20 protein-coding genes are annotated in these 18,388 nt (G+C 73.6%); 11 read left to right on the top strand and 9 right to left on the bottom strand.

The genetic code is table 11. The features are described from left to right. Nucleotides 1-9 precede the first annotated feature (9 nt). Genes HNQ01_RS18455 through fabG form a run of 4 tightly spaced genes read left to right on the top strand, consistent with a single transcriptional unit; the run spans nt 10 to nt 3,291 of the window. Nucleotides 10-1,203: a beta-ketoacyl-[acyl-carrier-protein] synthase family protein gene (locus tag HNQ01_RS18455; protein ID WP_173806972.1), complete on the top strand. Its 1,194-nt coding sequence runs from the start codon at nt 10-12 to the stop codon at nt 1,201-1,203. After that, the gene (locus tag HNQ01_RS18450) at nt 1,203-2,045 is read left to right on the top strand and encodes a beta-ketoacyl synthase chain length factor (RefSeq protein ID WP_173806971.1); all 843 of its coding nucleotides are present in this window, start codon (nt 1,203-1,205) and stop codon (nt 2,043-2,045) included. Before HNQ01_RS18455 ends, HNQ01_RS18450 begins: the two co-directional genes overlap by 1 nt. Then, entirely contained in the window at nt 2,042-2,518 is a 477-nt protein-coding gene (locus HNQ01_RS18445; RefSeq protein WP_173806970.1) for an ApeP family dehydratase, read from the top strand. Before HNQ01_RS18450 ends, HNQ01_RS18445 begins: the two co-directional genes overlap by 4 nt. Beyond that, nucleotides 2,515-3,291, top strand: a complete 777-nt coding sequence (gene fabG / locus HNQ01_RS18440; RefSeq protein WP_173806969.1) for a 3-oxoacyl-ACP reductase FabG — start codon at nt 2,515-2,517, stop codon at nt 3,289-3,291. The genes HNQ01_RS18445 and fabG overlap by 4 nt, the downstream gene beginning before the upstream one ends. Nucleotides 3,292-3,332: 41 nt before the next feature. Here fabG and HNQ01_RS18435 read toward each other — a convergent pair whose 3' ends face one another. The 6 genes from HNQ01_RS18435 to HNQ01_RS18410 form a co-directional block, all read right to left on the bottom strand. Beyond that, nucleotides 3,333-4,295 carry a hypothetical protein gene (locus HNQ01_RS18435; RefSeq protein ID WP_173806968.1) on the bottom strand — a complete coding sequence of 321 codons (963 nt, stop codon included), beginning with the start codon at nt 4,293-4,295 and terminating at the stop codon, nt 3,333-3,335. Nucleotides 4,296-4,396: 101 nt separating this feature from the next. Beyond that, a complete protein-coding gene (locus tag HNQ01_RS18430) occupies nt 4,397-5,197 on the bottom strand; it encodes a glycosyltransferase family 2 protein (protein ID WP_173806967.1) in 801 nt (266 codons plus the stop codon). Beyond that, nucleotides 5,194-5,997 (bottom strand): lysophospholipid acyltransferase family protein, encoded by an 804-nt coding sequence (locus HNQ01_RS18425; RefSeq protein WP_353621736.1) that lies wholly within the window; start codon nt 5,995-5,997, stop codon nt 5,194-5,196. Before HNQ01_RS18425 ends, HNQ01_RS18430 begins: the two co-directional genes overlap by 4 nt. Beyond that, nucleotides 5,987-6,850 carry a MipA/OmpV family protein gene (locus HNQ01_RS18420; protein ID WP_173806966.1) on the bottom strand — a complete coding sequence of 288 codons (864 nt, stop codon included), beginning with the start codon at nt 6,848-6,850 and terminating at the stop codon, nt 5,987-5,989. The genes HNQ01_RS18425 and HNQ01_RS18420 overlap by 11 nt, the downstream gene beginning before the upstream one ends. Next, the gene (locus tag HNQ01_RS18415; protein ID WP_286180957.1) at nt 6,847-7,767 is read right to left on the bottom strand and encodes a chorismate transformation FkbO/Hyg5 family protein; all 921 of its coding nucleotides are present in this window, start codon (nt 7,765-7,767) and stop codon (nt 6,847-6,849) included. Before HNQ01_RS18415 ends, HNQ01_RS18420 begins: the two co-directional genes overlap by 4 nt. A gap of 62 nt (nt 7,768-7,829) precedes the next feature. Beyond that, a complete protein-coding gene (locus HNQ01_RS18410; protein ID WP_173806964.1) occupies nt 7,830-9,164 on the bottom strand; it encodes an NAD(P)/FAD-dependent oxidoreductase in 1,335 nt (444 codons plus the stop codon). A 188-nt stretch (nt 9,165-9,352) separates the two neighbouring features. Between HNQ01_RS18410 and HNQ01_RS18405 the strand changes: the two genes are divergently transcribed. The 4 genes from HNQ01_RS18405 (at nt 9,353) to HNQ01_RS18390 (ending at nt 12,421) form a co-directional block, all read left to right on the top strand. Next, a complete protein-coding gene (locus HNQ01_RS18405) occupies nt 9,353-10,096 on the top strand; it encodes a metallophosphoesterase family protein (protein WP_173806963.1) in 744 nt (247 codons plus the stop codon). A 15-nt stretch (nt 10,097-10,111) separates the two neighbouring features. Continuing rightward, nucleotides 10,112-11,554 carry a bifunctional serine/threonine-protein kinase/universal stress protein gene (locus HNQ01_RS18400; protein ID WP_173806962.1) on the top strand — a complete coding sequence of 481 codons (1,443 nt, stop codon included), beginning with the start codon at nt 10,112-10,114 and terminating at the stop codon, nt 11,552-11,554. Nucleotides 11,555-11,686: 132 nt separating this feature from the next. Continuing rightward, nucleotides 11,687-12,151 (top strand): hypothetical protein, encoded by a 465-nt coding sequence (locus HNQ01_RS18395; RefSeq protein WP_173806961.1) that lies wholly within the window; start codon nt 11,687-11,689, stop codon nt 12,149-12,151. Nucleotides 12,152-12,199: 48 nt separating this feature from the next. Beyond that, complete coding sequence (locus HNQ01_RS18390; protein WP_173806960.1) at nt 12,200-12,421, top strand: hypothetical protein; 222 nt, start codon at nt 12,200-12,202, stop codon at nt 12,419-12,421. Between the two features lie 5 nt (nt 12,422-12,426). Here HNQ01_RS18390 and HNQ01_RS18385 read toward each other — a convergent pair whose 3' ends face one another. Beyond that, nucleotides 12,427-14,163 (bottom strand): long-chain-fatty-acid--CoA ligase, encoded by a 1,737-nt coding sequence (locus tag HNQ01_RS18385; RefSeq protein ID WP_173806959.1) that lies wholly within the window; start codon nt 14,161-14,163, stop codon nt 12,427-12,429. A gap of 190 nt (nt 14,164-14,353) precedes the next feature. Between HNQ01_RS18385 and ppnP the strand changes: the two genes are divergently transcribed. The 3 genes from ppnP to HNQ01_RS18370 all read left to right on the top strand — a co-directional run bounded on the left by ppnP (nt 14,354) and on the right by HNQ01_RS18370 (nt 17,643). Next, entirely contained in the window at nt 14,354-14,677 is a 324-nt protein-coding gene (gene ppnP / locus HNQ01_RS18380) for a pyrimidine/purine nucleoside phosphorylase (protein ID WP_173806958.1), read from the top strand. Between the two features lie 111 nt (nt 14,678-14,788). Beyond that, nucleotides 14,789-15,295: a putative pterin-binding protein gene (locus tag HNQ01_RS18375; protein WP_173806957.1), complete on the top strand. Its 507-nt coding sequence runs from the start codon at nt 14,789-14,791 to the stop codon at nt 15,293-15,295. Beyond that, nucleotides 15,292-17,643, top strand: coding sequence for a response regulator (locus HNQ01_RS18370; protein WP_173806956.1), 2,352 nt, complete (start codon nt 15,292-15,294; stop codon nt 17,641-17,643). The genes HNQ01_RS18375 and HNQ01_RS18370 overlap by 4 nt, the downstream gene beginning before the upstream one ends. A gap of 41 nt (nt 17,644-17,684) precedes the next feature. On the opposite strand, the gene HNQ01_RS18365 is transcribed toward HNQ01_RS18370, so the two are convergent. Both HNQ01_RS18365 and HNQ01_RS22225 read right to left on the bottom strand, forming a co-directional pair. Beyond that, on the bottom strand, nt 17,685-18,116 hold the full coding sequence (locus HNQ01_RS18365; RefSeq protein WP_173806955.1) for a hypothetical protein: 432 nt from the start codon (nt 18,114-18,116) through the stop codon (nt 17,685-17,687). 85 nt (nt 18,117-18,201) lie between these two features. Next, on the bottom strand, nt 18,202-18,388 hold a 187-nt coding region (locus tag HNQ01_RS22225; RefSeq protein WP_217427613.1), incomplete at its 5' end, for a hypothetical protein.

The raw sequence follows: 18,388 nt of genomic DNA, 5'->3' as shown, positions 1-18,388 counted from the left end.
CCTGCTGTCATGACTCCGCTGCCGATCACGCACGCCACGCTGACGACCGCGCTCGGCGCCGGCCTGCAGGCCCACCGCGAGGCGGTGGCCGCCGGCCGCAGCGGCCTGCGCCCCTGCCGCTTCGAGGACGTCGAGCTGCCCGGCTGGATCGGCGTCGTCGACGCGCTCGACCGGCCCGGCGAGACCGCGCTGCCGCCGGCGCTGGCGCGCCACGACTGCCGCAACAACCGCCTGGCCTGGCTGGGCCTGAACCAGGACGGCTTCGCCGAGGCGGTGGCCGCGGCGCATGCGCGCTGGGGCGCCGGCCGCGTCGCGGTGCTGCTGGGCACCAGCACCTCCGGCATCCTGCAGACCGAGCACGCCTACCGCCGCCGCGGCCCCGACGGCGCGCTGCCGGCCGACTTCCGCTACGCCGAGACGCACAACACCTTCTCGCTGGCCGGCTTCGTGCGCGAAGCGCTGGGTCTGGACGGCCCGGCCTGGGTGGTGTCGACCGCCTGCTCGTCCAGCGCCAAGGTCTTCGCCGATGCCGCGCGGCTGATCGAGGCCGGCTGGGTCGACGCGGCGGTGGTCGGCGGCGTCGACAGCCTGTGCCTGACGACGCTGTACGGCTTCCATGCGCTCGAGCTGTTCTCGCCCGAGATCTGCCGGCCGTGGGACGCCGGCCGGCGCGGCCTGTCGCTGGGCGAGGCCGCGGCCTTCGCGCTGCTCGAGCGCGAGGCGCGGCCCGGACAGGCGTCCGTCGGCCGGCTGCTGGGCACCGGCGAGAGCAACGACGGCCACCACATGAGCACGCCGCACCCGGAAGGGCGGGGCGCGATCGCCGCGATGCGCCAGGCGCTGGCCGCCGCCGGCCTGGCGCCCGAGGACATCGATCACATCAACCTGCACGGCACCGCCACGCCCAACAACGACGCCTCCGAGGACCGCGCGGTCTTCGCGGTCTTCGGCGACCGGGTGCCGGCCAGCTCGACCAAGGGCGCCACCGGCCACACGCTGGGCGCGGCCGGCGGCGTCGAGGCGGTGCTCTGCCTGCTGGCGCTGCAGGACGGCCTGATGCCCGGCGGGCTGAACCTGCGCGAGCGCGATCCGACGCTGCGCATCGACTACCTGGCCGAGAACCGCGCCGCGCCGCTGCGCCGGGTGCTGAGCAATTCCTTCGGCTTCGGCGGCTCCAACGCCAGCCTGATCCTGGGACGATGATGACGACCTCCGTGACGGGTGCGACGATCCGCGCCGACCTGCTCGGCCTGGGCCTGATCGGGCCGGGCCTGCCCTCGTGGGACGCCGCGCAGGCGGTGCTGCGCGGCGAGGCCGCGGCCGACACCGCCGAGCGCACCGTGGTGCCGGTGCCGATGCGCCTGCCGCCGGCCGAGCGCCGCCGCGCCGGCGCGGCAATCCGCATCGCGCTGGCCGCCGCCGAGGCCGCCTGCGCGCATGCCGAGGCCGATCCGGCCACGCTGGCCACCGTCTTCGCGTCGTCCAGCGGCGACGGCGCCAACTGCCACGCGCTGTGCGAGACGCTGGCGGCCGAGGACCCGGCCGCGCGCCTGGTCTCGCCGACGCGCTTCACCAACTCGGTCCACAACGCCGCCTCGGGCTACTGGCACATCGCCGTGGGCAGCCCCGAGGCGTCCACCAGCCTGTGCGGCTTCGACGGCAGCTTCGCCGCCGGCCTGGTCGCGGCGCTGACGCAGCTGCGTCCGGATGCCGCGCCGGTGCTGCTGGTGGCCAGCGACACGCCGTACCCCGAGCCGCTGCACGCCACCCGGCCGCTGCCCGACACGATGGGCGTGGCGCTGCTGCTGGCGCCGGCCGGCCCCGGCGAGGCGCGCTGCTGGCTGGGCGCGGCGCTGCTGCCGGCCGAGCGTGCGGGCGTGCCCACCCGCTGCCGCGACGCCGGCCTGGAGGCGCTGCGCCAGGCCATTCCCGCCGCGCAGGCGCTGCCGCTGCTGGAGGCGCTGGCGCGCCGGCTGCCGGCGGTGGTGGTGCTGCCGGTGTCGCCGGCGCAGTCGCTGAGGCTGGTGCTGGAATTCCCGGCATGAGCGGCGGGCTCGATCACGCCGGGATCGCCGCGCGCATTCCGCACCAGGGCACGATGTGCCTGCTCGACGCGGCGCTGGGCTGGGACGCGCAGGCGATCCGCGCGCGCGCCGTCTCGCACGCCGATCCGCTGAACCCGCTGCGCGGCCGCCACGGCCTGCCGGCGGCCGCCGCGATCGAATACGCCGCGCAGGCCGCGGCCCTGCACGGCGGTCTGCTGGCCGAGGCCGACGGCGCCACCGCCGCGCCCGGCTACCTGGCCAGCGCCCGCGCCATCACCTTCCACCGCCTGCGGCTCGACGACCTGCCCGGTCCGCTCGAGATCGAGGCCGTCCGCCAGGCGGGCGACGCGCGCCAGCTGCTCTACGGCTTCGCCGTGCGCCATGCCGGCGAGGTCGTCGTCGAGGGCCGGCTGGCGGTGGTGCTCGACGCGCTGGCCGGCACGACGCCCGCCCCGGAGACCCGACAGCCATGACCGCCGCTTCCTCTTCCCCCGTCTCCGCCGCGGCCGCGCCCGCCGCCGCGCCGCGCCGCGCACTGGTGACCGGCGCCAGCGGCGACCTCGGCCGCGCGATCGCGCTGCGGCTGGGCCGCGCGGGCTTCCATGTGCTGTGCCACGCCCATTCGCGGCTCGATGCCGCCGAAGCGGTCGCGGCGCAGGTCCGCGCCGAGGGCGGCTCGGCCGGTGCGCTGGCCTTCGACGTCACCGATGCCGAGGCCAGCCGCGCCGCGCTGGAGGCCTGCGTCGAGACCGGCGGCCCGGTGCAGGTGATCGTCAACAACGCCGGCCTGCACGACGACGCGGTCTTTCCCGGCATGAGCGCGGCGCAGTGGCACCGCGTCATCGACGTGTCGCTGCACGGCTTCTTCCATGTGACGCAGCCGCTGACGATGCCGATGATCCGCACCCGCTGGGGCCGCATCATCTCGATCAGCTCGGTCGCGGCGGTGGCGGGCAACCGCGGCCAGGTCAACTACGCCGCGGCCAAGGGCGCGCTGCACTCGGCCTCGAAGTCGCTGTCGCTGGAGCTGGCCAGCCGCGGCATCACCGTCAACGTGGTGGCGCCGGGCATCATCGCCTCGGCGATGGCCGACGCGGTCTTCGACGCCAAGGCCGTCGCGCAGATGGTGCCGGCCCGGCGTGCCGGCACGCCCGAGGAGGTCGCCGCGCTGGTGGCCTTTCTCGCCGGCGACGAGGCGGGCTACATCTCCGGCCAGGTCATCTCGGTCAACGGCGGGATGATCTGAGCCGGGCCGGCCCCGGCCGCCTCAAGCCGCCTCAAGCCGCCTCAGGCCGGGTCGGGCGACGCGCCGGGCAGCGCACGCGCCGGGCCGCGCGCCACGCCGGCGAACTGCGTGCCGCCGAGGTCGGCCGCCTTCAGGCCGCGGTTGATGTCCAGCCCGGTGAGCTGCCAGTCGTGCACCGGCAGGCGCGGGATCGGCCGGCGCAGCCGCTCGTGGAAGCGCGTCGGCCACTCGATGCCGTGCATGTTCTGGAAGTCGAAGGTGTCGACCTCGGCCAGCGCGCCGCGCGTCGAGGCCAGCCCGTCCATCGTGAAGCGAACGCGGCGCATCAGCCGGGTGCGCCGGTCGATGCACAGCACCAGCTGGTCCACCGGCGACAGCCCCAGGCCGGGCGCCAGCCGCACCATCAGCCGCTCGCAGGCATGCTCGCCGACCTGCTCCAGGCCGGCCAGGCGCAGCGTGTGGCCGCCGTCGACCAGCGCCATCGGGCCGAGCAGGAAGAGGCGGTAGCCGTCGGCCACCAGCGCGCTGGCCTGGCGCAGCGGCTCGTCGGTGGTGGGCACGCCGTTGTAGGCGACCGTGACGCCGCCGGTGTCGGCGCTGCCGCCGCGGCCCGACTGGCGCACCACATGCTTGTGGCCGCCGGGGCCGGTGTGCGACTGCGCGATCAGGCCTTCGCCGGGAATCAGGCGCTCCTCCGAGGCGACGCGGAAGCGCGCGTCGACCAGCTCGGGCTGCAGCCGGTCGATCAGCGGGCGCCATTCGCCCCGGTAGGACACGCTCAGGTCGCGTACCCGGCGCCAGGCCGGCAGGCCGTGCGCGGCGGCGGATTCGGCCAGCAGCGCGGCGGCTTCCGGCTGCGTCCGCTCGTCGGACGGAATCGGCGCCAGCGGCGGCGTGCTCGCGCAGCCGCCCAGCAGCAGCGGCGACGCCGCCAGCGGCACCAGCGCCGCCGCTCCCAGCAGACGGCGGCGCTGCAGATCGTGCTTCGATCGTTCGTGGCTCATTCGGCCTCCTTGGTCCAGTCTCCCAGTGTGCCCACGCTGCACGGCGACCGCCAGTCACCCTTGTGAAGAACCGCTTCTTCCGCGGACGATCCCGACGAAGATCAGGAATCGAGCATCTGGAAGGGCGGGCGGCGCAGCAGCCGGCGCACCAGCAGCAGCGGCAGCCGCAGCAGGAACTCCAGCACCAGCCGGGTGTGCATCCAGGTCAGCAGCACGTTGTCGCGCAGGTAGTTGAAGTGCGAGACGCCGCCGTCCTCCGGGCGCAGGTACTTCACCGGCGCGGGCAGGTTCAGCGGCGCCACGCCGCGCCAGGCCAGGCGCACCACCGCCTCGGTGTCGAAGTCGAAGCGGCGCATCCAGGGCTGGCGGCGCATCACCGCGATCAGCGGATGGATCGGGTAGACGCGGAAGCCGTAGAGCGAGTCGCCGATGCCCGCGCCCAGCGTCTCCAGGTCGGTCCAGGCGTTGGAGATGCGCCGTCCGCGCACCCGCAGCAGCGGCGCCGACGCGTCGAAGACGGGCTTGCCCAGGATCATCGCGTCGGGCTGGGCCTGCGAGCGGCGCATGAACAGACCGATCAGGTCGGCCGGATGCTGGCCGTCGGAGTCCATCGTCAGCGCGTGGGTGTAGCCGGCGTCGCGCAGGGCCTGCAGGCCGGCGAGCACCGCGCTGCCCTTGCCCCGGTTGTGCGGCAGCACGATCAGGTGCAGGTCCGGATCGGCCTCGGCCAGGCGGCGCAGGCCCTCGGGCGTGCCGTCGGTGCTGCCGTCGACGACGACCCAGACCGGCGCCCACTGCGCGCGGGCGGCGGCGACCGTCTCGTAGACCTTCGGGCCGGTGTTGTAGCTGGGGATCAGCAGCGCATGGGTGCGCGAGCGCGGCGGGGCGGGGCGGGCGTTCATTCGCCGAGCTCCTTCCTGAAGTAGTCCTCGAGCCGCGCGAGCAGCGCCTCGTGGTCGGCCTCGGGCGGGAAGCGTTCGCCCAGCCGGGCCCGGAAGACGATCGGCAGCGGCGGCAGCCGCCACAGCGGCCAGCCCTTGCCGAGGTAGGGCGAGTCGGTCTCGATCAGCACCGTCTGGATCGGCACGCCGGCGCGCTGCGCGATCAGCGTCAGGCCCGGACGCAGCGGGTGCAGCGTGCCGCCGGGCCCGGGGCTGCGCGTGCCCTCGGGAAAGACGATCAGCTGGCCGCCGGCCTGCAGGCTGTCGACCGCGGCGCGGATCATCTGCCGCGGCGAGTCGTTGACGATGTAGCCGGCCAGCCGCGCGCCCGCGCCGAGAAAGACGTTGCGCATCAGCGCGCCCTTCATCACGCAGACGCTGCGCGGCAGCCGTGCCACCAGCATCAGCGCGTCGAGCAGGCTGGGATGGTTGGCGGCGATGATGACGCCGCCGGGATCGTCGCGCAGCGCGTCGAGCGCGTCGGCCTCGAGCCGCATCAGGCCGCTGGCGCGCGCGCAGGCCCAGTAGAAGCGGTAGCCGTAGGCGATGCCGGCGCGGCCGATCGCGTGGCGGCGCGTCGGCGGCAGCGGCAGCCACTGCAGCAGGAAGGCGGTCGCGTTCCAGCTCAGCGAGATCAGTCCGAGCCAGACCAGCAGCACCAGCATCCAGGCCGACAGCAGCGGCCGCAGCAGCGCCGGCGGCAGGGCCTGGGCCGGCAGCGGCGCGCGCCGGCGTGGCGCCCGGGCAGGCTCATTCGCCACTGCGGGCCTCCTCGGAGGAGCGCGCCAGCACCCAGGCCAGCGCGAAGCCGCCGGAGACGGCGCTGTGGCGGCGCACCAGCGGGCTGTCGGCGAAGGCGGCGCCGTCGAGCCGGTCGACGCGCAGGAACAGGCCCGCCCAGAGGTCCGGATGCAGGCGGCGCGAGGCCGCGGCCAGCGCATGCCAGCCGCCGTAGCCCGCGCGGGCGCTCCAGGCCGGGCGGGTGGCCTCGGCCTGGGCCGCGTCGACGCCGTACAGATGCTGGTGCAGGCCGCGCGAGCCCCAGCTCGCGCCGACCTGCACGCCCAGGTTCCAGCCCTCGACCCGCTTCGGCAGCGACAGGTCCAGCGTCGGCGTGAACACCGTGCCGACCCAGCGCGGCGAGCGCTGCAGCGTCATGACCGCGCGCAGCGGCGCCTGCGCCTCCAGCTCGGCCGAGCCGTCGGCGGCGCGCCAGAGCCGGTGGCCGATCCTGGGCCCGAGCTCGACGGTGGCGGGCAGGTCGGCCATGCCGCGCCGCGCCGGGTTGTCGCGGCTGCGTGCCGGCGCCGAGGCATGGGCGCTCAGGTTCAGCTCGGTGTCCGTGCTCTCGAGCAGCACCGCACGCGCGCCCTCGCGGTCGGCGCGCAGCCAGCGGCCGCGGTAGATCAGCCAGGGCAGCGGCAGCAGGTAGTCGTGCGAGACATCGGCGCCGCGGTAGTCGGGCAGGTGCACGCCGGCCAGGCCGACGCCGAGCTCCCACAGCGGCCGCTGCGGTGCCGGATCGGACTCGGCCGGCGCGCCGAGCGCGGCCGGCGGCAGCAGCAGCGCGGCGCCCAGCGACAGCAGGCCGGCGGCGGCGGGCAGGGCTCTCATGTCGGTGCGCTCCCCTGGGCCTCGATCTCGACGAGCAGGTCGGTGCGGCAGATGTCGGCATGCAGCCACAGCGCGCCGCGCAGGCCGGGCGCGTCCGCGCCGAGCGAGGCGGCCAGCACCGCCTCGACCGCGGCGCGGTCGGCCGGATCGCGCAGGTAGACCGTCAGGTCCATCGTGCGCAGGTCGAACCGGGCCGAGGTCTGCGCGTGCGCCGAGGCGATCACCGCCTCGAGGTTGCGCAGCGTCTCGGCGGTCTGCGCGCCGACGTCGCCGGCATGCAGCGTGCGGTGGCCGACGATGCTGGCGGTTCCGGAGATGAACAGCGTCTCCTCGCCCGGCGCCAGCGAGACCAGCGCCGCGCGCGAGAAGGTCGGGCTGCGCGGGCCGTAGCTCGACGGATAGTGGTAGGCGCTGACCTGGCGCGGGTTCTCGATCGGGCGCGGCGCCTGGCGGCCGGCCAGGAAATGCACGCTCAGCGGGCCCTCGTGGTGCCCGAGCGCGCAGGCCGCGGGCGCGCCCTCGAAGGCACGCTGGCCGGCGTCGAGAAAGGCCTGCTGGCGGCCGATGTTGAAGTGCCGGTAGACCTCGAGCCCGTCGAGCTCGGCGTTGATGTGCGGCAGGTAGTTCCAGACCTTGAGCAGGTGCAGGTCGCCGCGCTGGCGCAGCACCTCGAACAGGTCGGCGTAGAGCGCGCGGGTGTCCTCGCGCAGCCGCGCGCCGCCGCTCACCTCGATGCAGGCGCTGCCGTGCAGCCAGCGGCCGTCGTCGTGCCAGCTCACGTGGCCGGTGCGGCCCTCGGTCCGCGCCGCGGCCGGTGCCTCGCTCAGCCAGCGCTCGGCGCAGGCCGGCTCGCCGGCGAGAAGCCGCGGCGCACCGGCGGCGCGCCCGTCGTCGAAATGGCCGCGCTCGGCGAGCACGGCGGCGGCAGGGAACGCGGAGAAGCCGGCCGGGCCGGGCGGCTGTCGCTCGAATCTCAATGTCACGGGGTCGCGGCGATCTCGAGGTCGCGGATGTTGTCGCGGCGGCGGCTCCATGCGCGCCAGGTGCGCAGCGGATGGGCCATCGACACCAGCCAGTACAGGGTCTTGAAGGCCTGCAGCGGACGGCGGTAGGGCGTGCTGCCGTAGATGTCCCCGGCCAGCACCGTCAGCAGCGCCTCCTTCATGCGCAGCGGATTCTGCGGCGCCATGAAGAACTCGCGCATCGTCGGGTTGGTGACGCGGAAGATGAACCAGGAGAACTCGCGCGGGCCGGCGCGCATGAACTTCTCGAAGTCCGCGCGCTCGACGGTGCACGACGAGGGCGCCTTGTCCAGCGAGGCCTCCACCAGCGGCACGGCCGCATAGGCGCTCTGCATCGCCAGGTAGACGCCCGAGGAGAACACCGGGTCGATGAAGGCGAAGGCGTCGCCCAGCATCGCGTAGCGCTCGCCGGTGCAGTGCGTGCCCAGGTAGGAGTAGTTGCCGGTGGCGTGCACCTGGTCGTCGACCAGCTCGGCACCCTGCAGCCGCTCGGCCAGCTGCGGGCACATCGCGATGGTGTCCATGAAGAAGTCGCGCAGCGGCTTCGTGCGCGACTTCAGGTAGTAGGGCCAGCAGACCGCGCCGATGCTGGTGGTGCCGTCGGCCAGCGGGATGAACCAGAACCAGCCGTGCGGGTACCAGAAGATGGTGATGTTGCCCTCCAGCCTGCCCTCCAGCCGGCGCGCGCCGCGGAAGTGGCCGAAGACGGCCGAGCTGGCGTGGTCGGGGTGCCGGCGCTTGGAGCGCATCTGGCCGGCCAGCAGCGTGTCGCGGCCGCTGGCGTCGACGACGTAGCGTGCGCGCCAGGTCTCGCGGCGGCCGTCGTCGATGTCGATGTCCACGTCGGCGCCCTCGGCGTCGAAGCGCACCTCGCGGGCGCGGTGGCCCTCCAGCGCGGCGGCGCCGGCCTTCGCGGCGTTGCGGAACAGGATCTCGTCGAGATCGGCGCGGCGCACCTGCCAGGCGTAGGGCTGCGACTTGTCGAGCGCGTCGCCGAACTCGAGGTAGCTGCGGTGGTCGTGGTCGGGCGAGACGAACTCGACGCCCCACTTGGGCATGCCGATCGCCTCGACCTCGGCGCGCACGCCCAGGTCGTCGAACAGCGGCACGTTGGCCGGCAGCAGCGACTCGCCGATGTGGAAGCGCGGGTGGTGCATCTTCTCGATCATCGTGACGCGGCGGCCGCGCCGGGCCAGCAGCGTGGCCAGCGTCGAGCCGGCCGGGCCGCCGCCGATGACGAGCACGTCGCAGTCACGGCTGCGGACGCGGGTCGGGGTGTCGTGCGTGTTCATCGCCTGGGGCCTGCCTGAGGTGCGGGATGCTGATGCTGATCGTGCGGAAGTTGCGGAATCCGGGGCACGCGGCGATTCTAGGCGAGGTGCGTGACGCGACCTGACACGCCGGGCGCACCCCAGGACGGCACTCAGGCAGACGGCAGCCCGGCGCTCTACACTGGGTCGCGACAAGGAGACGAAGACCGATGAAGCTCGCGCTGATCACCGACATCCACGCCAACCGGGAGGCCTTCGAGGCCTGCCTGGAGCAGGCGCACCTGCACGGGGCCGAGCGCATCGCGCTGCTGGGCGACTTCGTCGGCTACGGCGCCGATCCGGCCTGGGTGGTCGAGCGCGTGCAGGACCTGGTCGCGCAGGGCGCCATCGCTGTGCGCGGCAACCATGACGACTCGGTCGCCAGCGAGCCCAATCCGAACCTGGTCGAGGACGCGCGCCGCGCGGTCGACTGGACCCGCTCGCAGCTCTCGCCGGCGCAGCTCGAGTTCCTCGCCGGCCTGCCGATGCGCCGCGAGGAGTTCGGCTGCCTGTTCGTCCATGCCAACGGCTGGGCGCCGTCGGGCTGGGAATACATCCTCGGCCGCAACGAGGCGGTGCGCAGCATGATGGCCACCGACTGCCGCCACACCTTCTGCGGCCATGTCCACCAGCCCGCGCTCTACCACCTCTCCAGCACCGGCAAGATCGCCAACTTCTCGCCGGTTCCGGGCGTGGCGGTGCCGGTGCCGGGCCACCGGCAGTGGCTGGCGATTCCCGGCTCGGTCGGCCAGCCGCGCGACGGCAACCCGGCCGCCGCCTGGGCGATGTTCGACCTGGGTCGCCAGACGCTGACCTTCCACCGCGTGCCCTACGACCACGAGGCCACCGCCGCGAAGATCATCGCCGCGGGCCTGCCGCGCGCGCTGGGCGAGCGGCTGCTGGTGGGCGCCTGAGCGGGGAGGGCGGCGATGGACAGCGACGCGTTCGGCGTGCGCTTCGGCGTGGGCGATCTGGTCGACGGCTTCCTGCTCGAGGAGCGGGTCCACCAGGGCGGCATGGCCAGCCTGTGGCGGGTCAGCCATCCCGGGCACGCCCTGCCGATGCTGATGAAGGTGCCGCGCATCAAGGGCGGCGAGGACCCGGCCACCATCGTCGGCTTCGAGGTCGAGATGATGATCCTGCCGATGCTGCGCGGCGTGCATGTGCCGCGCTTCATCGCCAAGGGCGACTTCGCGACGCGGCCCTACATCGTCATGGAGGGCATCGCCGGCGATTCGCTGCGCCCGCGGCTGGAGGCCGCACCGCTGCCGATCGACGAGATCGCCTCGGTCGGCGCGCGGGTGGCCACCGCGCTGCACGACCTGCACCGCCAGAACGTCATCCACCTCGACATCAAGCCGAGCAACATCCTGTTCCGCCCGGGCGGCGAGGCGGTGCTGGTCGACTACGGCCTGAGCCGGCACGATCACCTGCCCGACCTGCTCGACGAGGAGTTCAACCTGCCGATGGGCACCGGGCCCTACATGTCGCCCGAGCAGGTGCAGTTCCTGCGCAGCGAGCCGCGCTCGGACCTGTTCGCGCTGGGCGTCATCCTCTACCACCTGACGACCGGCGCGCGGCCCTTCGGCGCGCCCACCAGCGTGCGCGGCCTGCGCGAGCGGCTCTACCAGGCGCCGGTGCCGCCGCGCCGGCTGCGGCCGGACTGCCCGCCGTGGCTGCAGGAGATCATCCTGCGCTGCCTGGAGGTCAAGGCCGAGGACCGCCATCCGAGCGCGGCCCATCTGGCGCAGGACCTCAGCCATCCCGACCAGATGCCGCTGACCGGGCGCGCCACCCGCGAGGACACGCCCGGGCGGTTGCAGACCTGGCGGCGCTGGCTGGGCGCGATCGGCAGCGAGCCCTCGGCACGGCTGTCGGTCGGCGAGCAGCTCAAGCGCGCACCGATCATCATGGCGGCGGTCGACGTCACCAACGCCACCGAGCCGCTGCTCGACCAGCAGCGCGAGACGGTGCGGCGCATCGTCGCGGCCGAGCCGGGCGCGCGCCTGGCCTGCGTCGGCGTCATGAAGACCAACCGCATCGGCATGGACGAGCTGACCGACCGCTCCGGCAACAGCCTGCACGTCAAGCAGCTCGTCGGCCTGAAGCACTGGGCACGGCCGATCGCGCAGTCGCTGGCGCTGGGCACCGGGCGGCTGACCTTCCATGTGCTGGAGGCGCCCGATGTCGCCGGTGCGCTGCTCGAGTTCGCCCGGCGCACCCAGGTCGACCACATCGTCATGGGCGCGCGGGCGCGCTCGACGCTGCGGCGCTACCTGGGCACCGTCTCGTCCGAGGTGGTGGCCGATGCCGGCTGCACCGTCACCGTGGTGCGCCAGCCGGCGGCCCAGGGCGACGACGACGGCGCCTGACCCGTCCCGACCGGATTGCCCCAGCTTCAGGATCGACAACTTGCGCACTATTGCCGGATGTGCGCAGAATTCGCGCCGGAGGCGGTCCGGCCGGAGCCGGCCGCGGTCGCCCCATCCAGGGGAGGAGTGCCGGTGACGAGCCAGTCCGCATCACGACAGGGCCAGGCGACGCGGGTCGCGGCCATCCTGCTGCCGCTGCTGATGGCAGCGCTGCCCTCGGGCGCCGAGCCGGGCAGCAGCGCCGCGGCCGCGAGCCGCGCGCTCCAGGCGCGGCTGCCGCTGTGGGTCGAGCATGCGCAGCTGCGCCGGCTGGTGCTCGGCCGCGAGCCCGGGACGATCTGGCAGGTGCGCCACCGGGGCCGCGTCGCCTACCGGGTGCGCCCGCTCGCCCAGACCGACGAGACGCTCGACCGGCTCTACGACGAGCGCGGGCAGCCGCTGTGCCCGGCCGGGCCGGACTGCGTGCAGGCGGCGGGCGAGTCCGGTGCCGGGCTGGCCGGCCTGATGGTCTGGCAGGCGCCGCCGATGGCCACCGGGCCGCTGCCGGCCGGCCTGCGCGGGCTGATGCGCACCCGCCTGATGGCCTCGACGGACTGATCCGGCGCATCGACGCCCGGGCACGGCTGCGCCAGACTGCGCGCCATCATGCTGAAGATCCTCTTTCACGGCCTGGCCATCCTGCACCTCGGCCCCGGCATCGCCTTCGCGCTGCTGTCCTTCGGCTGCGAGCCCGGCCAGGCCTGGCTCGGCCGCCACTGCGAGATCGACGGGCTGCGCGCCTTCGCCGAGCTGACGCTGGCGGGCTGGCTGGCCTGCCTGCTGCTGTGGGGCGCGGGCTGGGTGCTGATGCGCCGCCGGCCCGGCTGAGACGTTCAGGCGCGCTCGCGTTCGCTTTCGCTTTCGCGGGTGCGTTCGTGGTCCTGCAGCAGCCGCCACATCACCTTGCCGGTGCCGGACTTGGGCAGCGTCTCGACGAACTCGACCTGGCGCGGCGCCTTGTAGGCGGCCATGTGCTCGTGCGCCCAGGCGATGATGTCCGCCTCGCTCACCTGGCCGCGGGCCTCGGCGCGCAGCACGATCACCGCCTTGACCGTCTCGCCGCGGTAGGCGTCGCGCGCGCCGATCACGCAGGCCTCGGCCACTGCCGGATGGCGGTAGAGCAGCAGCTCCACCTCCGACGGCCAGACCTTGAAGCCGCTGGCGTTGATCATGCGCTTGAGCCGGTCGGTGAGGAAGAAGTAGCCCTCCTCGTCCATGCGGCCGAGGTCGCCGGTGCGGAAGAAGCGCCGGCCCGGCACGCCGGGCAGCTCGACGAAGGCCGCCTCGGTCGCGGCCGGGTGCTTCCAGTAGCCGGTGAACAGCATCGGCCCGCAGGTGACGATCTCGCCGACCTCGCCGGCGGGCAGCTCGGCCAGCGTGACCGGATCGACCACCCGCGCGTCGGTGCCGAACAGCGGCAGGCCCAGGCACTGCAGCTTGGCCCGCTCGGGCGGATTGGCGTGGCTGGGCGCGGCGGTCTCGGTCAGGCCGTAGCCCTCGGCGAAGGTCAGGCCGAAGTCGCGCTGCAGCCGCTCGGCCACCGCCTGCGGCATGGCGGCGCCGCCGCCGCTGAGAAAGCGCAGGCTCGAGAGGTCCAGGCTCGCCGCCTCCGGGCTGGCGAGCAGGTCGATGATCATCGTCGGGATGCAGGTCCAGTGGCTGACGCGGTGGCGCGCGATCAGCCGCCCGGCCAGCACGCGGTCCCAGCGCGGCATCACCACCACCGTCGCGCCGCTCCAGGCCGGCGCCAGCACGCCGTAGACCATGCCGGTGATGTGGAAGAAGGGCACCACGCCCAGCGTGACCGACTCGGCGCCGACATGGCTCCACAGCGAGCCGCCGACGATGTTGGGCATCAGCGTGCGGTGGGTGTGCATGCAGCCCTTGGGCAGGCCGGTGGTGCCGGAGGTGTAGGGCAGCAGCACCAGGTCGTCGGGCCGGGCGAGGTGCGGTCCCGGCGCCAGGCCGGCGGCCAGCGCGTCGGCCCAGCGGGTGGCGCCCTCGGGCAGGGGCGGCTCGGCCTGCAGCAGCGCCTGCATCGCCGGCGGCACCGCCAGGTCCGGATCGATCCGGCGCTCCGGGCCGAGCACGTCGTCCCAGCCGGTCACCAGCAGCGCGCGCAGGCGCTGCGCCTCGGGCAGGCGCGCGTCGGCCTGGCGCACCACCTCGGCCAGCTCGGCCGCGCAGATGACCACCTTCGTGTCCGGATCGGTGATGTAGTGGCCGAACTCGTCGGCGCGGTTCATCGGGTTGACCGGCACCACCACCGCGTCGGCGCGCACCACCGCGTACAGCGCGACGACGAACTGCGGGCAGTTCTGCATGAACAGCGCCACCCGGTCGCCGCGGCCCACGCCCTGCGCCTGCAGCCAGCCGGCCAGCGCCTCGGCCTGGCGCCGCACCTCGCGCCAGCTCCAGTCGTGGCCCAGGCAGCTCCAGGCGGGCCGGTCCGGCCAGCGCTGCGCGGCGACCTCCAGGTTGAACCACAGCGTGGTGTCGGGCACCGCCAGCTCGCGCGGCAGGCGGGCGGGCCAGTGCTTCAGGTGCGGACGGTCGGCGGGAATCGGCATCGTGAACCTCGCGCTCGGTCGGGTCGTTCCAGGGGGAGCAGGCCTGCAGCGTAGGCGCGGGCGCGGCCGGCGGGCATCGGGGCGTCCCGGAGGCGCTGTCGCGGCCGGGACAGGCGCGTGCCGCCTAGAATCCGCGGCTGCAATCCCGCATCGCTTTCCCCTTGCTGTCCGCCGCCCGGCGGCTTCCACGATGAGCATCACCGCACAGCTCGACGGCGTCGCCGTCTCGACCCAGGCCAATGTCTACTTCGACGGCCGCTGCGTCTCCCACACCGTCACCTTCGCCGACGGCACCCGCAAGAGCGTGGGCGTCATCCTGCCGGCGCAGCTGAGCTTCGGCACCGGCGCGCCGGAGATCATGGAGACGGTGGCGGGCTCGTGCAGCGTGCTGCTGCCCGGCGCGAGCGAGTGGCAGACCTTCGGCCCCGGCGAGAAGTTCAGCGTGCCCGGCAACGCCCGCTTCGAGATCCGCGTCGAGGGCGAGCCCTACCACTACATCTGCCACTTCGGCTGAGCATCAGCGCCTTGCCTCGTGCCATCAGCACGAGGTAACTTCGGGTTCCTCGGGCATCATCGCCGCCACCGCGCCGCACGCGGGACCGATGATGGATGCCGAGGAGCCGACATGACCACACGCCGCCACCTGCTCGCCACCGCTGCCGCGCTGGCCGCCCTGCCTCTGGCCTCCCGGGCCGCGCTGTCCGAACCGAAGGGGCGGGTGGTGCTGACGGTGAGCGGGCGCATCGGCATCCGCAACGCCGGCGACGCGGCCCGCTTCGACATGGACATGCTGGCCGCGCTGCCCCAGCACAGCTTCTCGACGAAGACGCCCTGGTATCCGCAGGCGCACAAGTTCACCGGGCCGCTGCTGCGCGACGTGCTGGCCGCCGTCGGCGCGCAGGGGCGCACGCTGCGGGCGATCGCGCTGAACGACTACAAGGTCGAGCTGCCGGTCGAGGACGCCACCCGCTATCCGGTCGTGCTGGCGCGCCTGCTCGACGACCGGCCGATGTCGGTGCGCGACAAGGGGCCGCTGTTCATCATCTATCCCTTCGACTCGGACGAGTCGCTGCGCAGCGAGCGCTACTACAGCCGCTCGGCCTGGCAGCTCAAGATGCTCGAGGTCGAGTGACCGGCCTCGCGACGACGCCCGCCTCCGGCGGACCGACCCGAGTCGGGCGGCTGCTGCTGGCCATGGCGCTGCTGCTGGCGCTGGTCTTCGGCGGCATCGCCTGGCTGCAGGCGCAGTCGCTGCGGCTGCTCAGCGCCAAGGTCGTCTACCAGGGCGACAACATCGTCTGGAGCTTCTTCCAGCTCGAGACCGAATACCTCCGGCTCGACCGCCAGATGCACGACTTCGTGCGCGAGGTGCCGGCGCTGCCGGCGCCCGAGCGCCGCGGCCGCGAGGAAGCGCTGCGCGAGCGCTACGACATCTTCGTCAGCCGCATCAGCCTGGTCGATCCGGTGCGCACCCGCGAGGTCATGCCCGACCTGCCCGAGCACCGCCGGGTGCTCGGGCAGCTCAACGCGGTCGTCGCCCGCGTCGACCCGGTGCTCGGGCCGGACGCGCCCTCGCCGGTGGACGTGGTGGCGCTGCGCGCGGTGCTGGCCGACGTGGACGCGCTGGCGCCGGCGGTGCGCGACCTCTCGCTGCTGTCGAACCAGGCCGTCGGTGCGGGCATCGTCAGCCGCAACGAGGGCGTGCGCCAGCAGAACCGCATCGGCATCGGCCTGACCATCTTCCAGTGCCTGCTGATCCTGGTGTTCGCGATCATCGTGGTGCGCCAGGTGCGCGCGCTCGAGCAGCGCCGCGTCGAGCTCGAGCAGCTCGCCTCGCGGCTGCAGGAGGCCCGGCTCGAGGCCGAGCAGGCCAGCCGCGCCAAGAGCGCCTTCCTGGCCAACATGAGCCACGAGCTGCGCACGCCCTTCAACGGCCTGCTGGGCATGATGTCGCTGCTGGACCGCTCGGCGCTCGATGCGCAGCAGCGCGAGCACTTGCAGATCGCGCGCCAGTCCGGCGAGCACCTGCTGCACATCCTCAACGACGTGCTCGACCTGTCCAAGCTGGAGTCCGGCCGGCTCGAGCTCTCGCCCCATCCGCTCGACCTGAACCAGCTCGTCGAGGACGTGCGGGCGCTGATGCAGCCGCAGGCGCGCTCGCGCTCGCTGCTGTTCGAGGTGACGCTGGCGCCGGACCTGCCGACCTGGGTCGAGGCGGACGCGAAGCGGCTCAAGCAGGTGCTGTTCAACCTGATCGGCAACGCGATCAAGTTCACCGACCGCGGCGGCGTGCGGCTGCTGATCGACCCGGTGCCGGCGAAGGACGGGGCCGCCGGGGCGGCGCTGACGCGCATCCGCGTCATCGACACCGGCATCGGCATGAACGAGCAGACGCTGCAGCGCCTGTTCCAGCGCTTCAGCCAGGGCGACGACAGCATCGGCCGGCGCTTCGGCGGCACCGGGCTGGGGCTGGAGATCTCGCGCGAGCTGGTGCGGATGATGGGCGGCGACATCCAGGTCGTCAGCCAGCCGGGGCAGGGCAGCGAGTTCAGCGTGCTGCTGCCGCTGCGTGCGCTCGACGCGGCCGAGATCGCCGCGCAGCAGGCGGCCGCGGCGCCGCCGGTGCCGCTGCCGCCGCCCGGCGCGGTGCCGGCCGGCGGCCAGCTGCGCGTGCTCGTCGCCGACGACCATCCGGTCAACCGCAAGTACATGCAGGTGCTGCTCGAGCGCCTCGGGCACCGGGTCAGCCTGGCCGGCGACGGGGCCGAGGCGCTGCAGCGCCTGCAGGCCGCCCGCTTCGACCTGGTGCTGATGGACGTGCACATGCCGACGATGGACGGGCTGGAGGCGACGCGCCAGATCCGAGGGATGCCGGAGCCGGACGCGCGTGTGCCGGTGATCGCGCTGACGGCCGACGCCTTCGCCGAGTCGCGCGAGCGCGCCAGGCAGGCCGGCATGGACGACTTCCTGGCCAAGCCGGTGCAGCTGCACGACATCGAGAACATGCTGCGCCGGCATTTCGGCGCGCGTGCGCTGGTCAGCCTGCCGCCCGCTCCCGCGCCCGAGCCGCCGGCGGCCGCCGCGGCTCCGGAGCCTGCGCGCGGCGCCCGGCCCGGGCGCGGCGAGGCCGCGCGTCATCTCGATCTGGACCTGATGTCGGACAGCTGCGCGCTGCTGGGCGTGGGCAGCCTGCGCAGCCTGCTGGGCAGCTTCTTCGAGGACGGCAGCCGCACGCTGGCCGATCTGGTCGACCGGCTCGAATCCGGCGAAGGGCACACGCAGGACCTGAAGTCCGCGGCGCACCGCCTGAAGGGATCGGCCGGCACGCTCGGCCTGAGGCAGGTCGCCGATCTGGCGCGCAGCCTCGAATCCGGCGAGCGCGAGGCCGATGCGCAGGCGGCCCGTCAGCTGCAGCAGCTGATGGCCGCGGCCCGCCAGGCGTGCGCCCGGCTGGGCTGGGTGGCTGGCGACGCGGGCTGAATGCCGCGCTGCGGTGCCGGGCCGTGTCCGTTCGCGGCGGCTCAGGCCGCGGCAGCGGTCGGCAGGGTCTTGGCGGGAACGCCGGCGGCAGGCGCCGAGCTGTCGGTGCGGGTCGCGGCCCAGCGTTCGACGCCGCCGCGGCGGAAGGTCACGACGATCTGGTTGCCGTAGCTGTCACGCCACATCCAGTCGCCGTTCGTGCCTTCGACGCGCTGGCCCAGGCTGTTGGAGATGGCCAGCACGTCGGCCATGCTCATGCCGTGACCGAGCCTGGACTGCAGCGCGATGACGCTGTCGACCATGCCCTTCGGCCGGTCGGCGACATTGCGCAGCTGGCGGCTGGCCCGGTTGAACTGGAGCACCATCCAGAAGGCGATCACCGTGACGGCCAGCACCAGACCCAGCCACTTCATCGACATCCATCCTGCCATCAGGGCCGCAACGGCCAGGGACGCGTTGAGGACGCGTTGCATCGGAACTTTCATGTACCTGATCTTATGCCGGAGGAATTGAGTCGTTTCTCTGTCGGCAGCCCTGACGGAAGCTCCGACCCTCGAATCAGGGGTGAGGCCGGCCGAGAATGTGGAAAGTGCGGAAAGTGTAGTACCGGACGCAATTTCCTGAGAAATTCGAAACAACTGGTAATCCTTCTAAGAGCGTGTTCACGATCTCCTGAGGAGCAAGGCCAGAAAGGCGAGATGGACGAACTGCAGGCTGGTGTTGAGCCAGCGCTCGCAGTTCTTCC

The organism is Sphaerotilus uruguayifluvii (assembly GCF_013294065.1).
Lineage (GTDB): Bacteria > Pseudomonadota > Gammaproteobacteria > Burkholderiales > Burkholderiaceae_C > Sphaerotilus > Sphaerotilus uruguayifluvii.
Note: the sequence above shows the minus strand (reverse complement) of the source record. Positions and strands in the feature narration are given on the sequence as shown.

Excerpts from the sequence above, each read along its gene's own strand:
- HNQ01_RS18455 (WP_173806972.1), top strand. The coding sequence starts at position 10 with ATGACTCCGCTGCCGATCACGCACGCCACGCTGACGACCGCGCTCGGC.
- HNQ01_RS18450 (WP_173806971.1), top strand. The coding sequence starts at position 1,203 with ATGACGACCTCCGTGACGGGTGCGACGATCCGCGCCGACCTGCTCGGC.
- HNQ01_RS18445 (WP_173806970.1), top strand. The coding sequence starts at position 2,042 with ATGAGCGGCGGGCTCGATCACGCCGGGATCGCCGCGCGCATTCCGCAC.
- fabG (WP_173806969.1), top strand. The coding sequence starts at position 2,515 with ATGACCGCCGCTTCCTCTTCCCCCGTCTCCGCCGCGGCCGCGCCCGCC.
- HNQ01_RS18435 (WP_173806968.1), bottom strand. The coding sequence starts at position 4,295 with ATGAGCCACGAACGATCGAAGCACGATCTGCAGCGCCGCCGTCTGCTG.
- HNQ01_RS18430 (WP_173806967.1), bottom strand. The coding sequence starts at position 5,197 with ATGAACGCCCGCCCCGCCCCGCCGCGCTCGCGCACCCATGCGCTGCTG.
- HNQ01_RS18420 (WP_173806966.1), bottom strand. The coding sequence starts at position 6,850 with ATGAGAGCCCTGCCCGCCGCCGCCGGCCTGCTGTCGCTGGGCGCCGCG.
- HNQ01_RS18410 (WP_173806964.1), bottom strand. The coding sequence starts at position 9,164 with ATGAACACGCACGACACCCCGACCCGCGTCCGCAGCCGTGACTGCGAC.
- HNQ01_RS18405 (WP_173806963.1), top strand. The coding sequence starts at position 9,353 with ATGAAGCTCGCGCTGATCACCGACATCCACGCCAACCGGGAGGCCTTC.
- HNQ01_RS18400 (WP_173806962.1), top strand. The coding sequence starts at position 10,112 with ATGGACAGCGACGCGTTCGGCGTGCGCTTCGGCGTGGGCGATCTGGTC.
- HNQ01_RS18390 (WP_173806960.1), top strand. The coding sequence starts at position 12,200 with ATGCTGAAGATCCTCTTTCACGGCCTGGCCATCCTGCACCTCGGCCCC.
- HNQ01_RS18385 (WP_173806959.1), bottom strand. The coding sequence starts at position 14,163 with ATGCCGATTCCCGCCGACCGTCCGCACCTGAAGCACTGGCCCGCCCGC.
- ppnP (WP_173806958.1), top strand. The coding sequence starts at position 14,354 with ATGAGCATCACCGCACAGCTCGACGGCGTCGCCGTCTCGACCCAGGCC.
- HNQ01_RS18375 (WP_173806957.1), top strand. The coding sequence starts at position 14,789 with ATGACCACACGCCGCCACCTGCTCGCCACCGCTGCCGCGCTGGCCGCC.
- HNQ01_RS18365 (WP_173806955.1), bottom strand. The coding sequence starts at position 18,116 with ATGCAACGCGTCCTCAACGCGTCCCTGGCCGTTGCGGCCCTGATGGCA.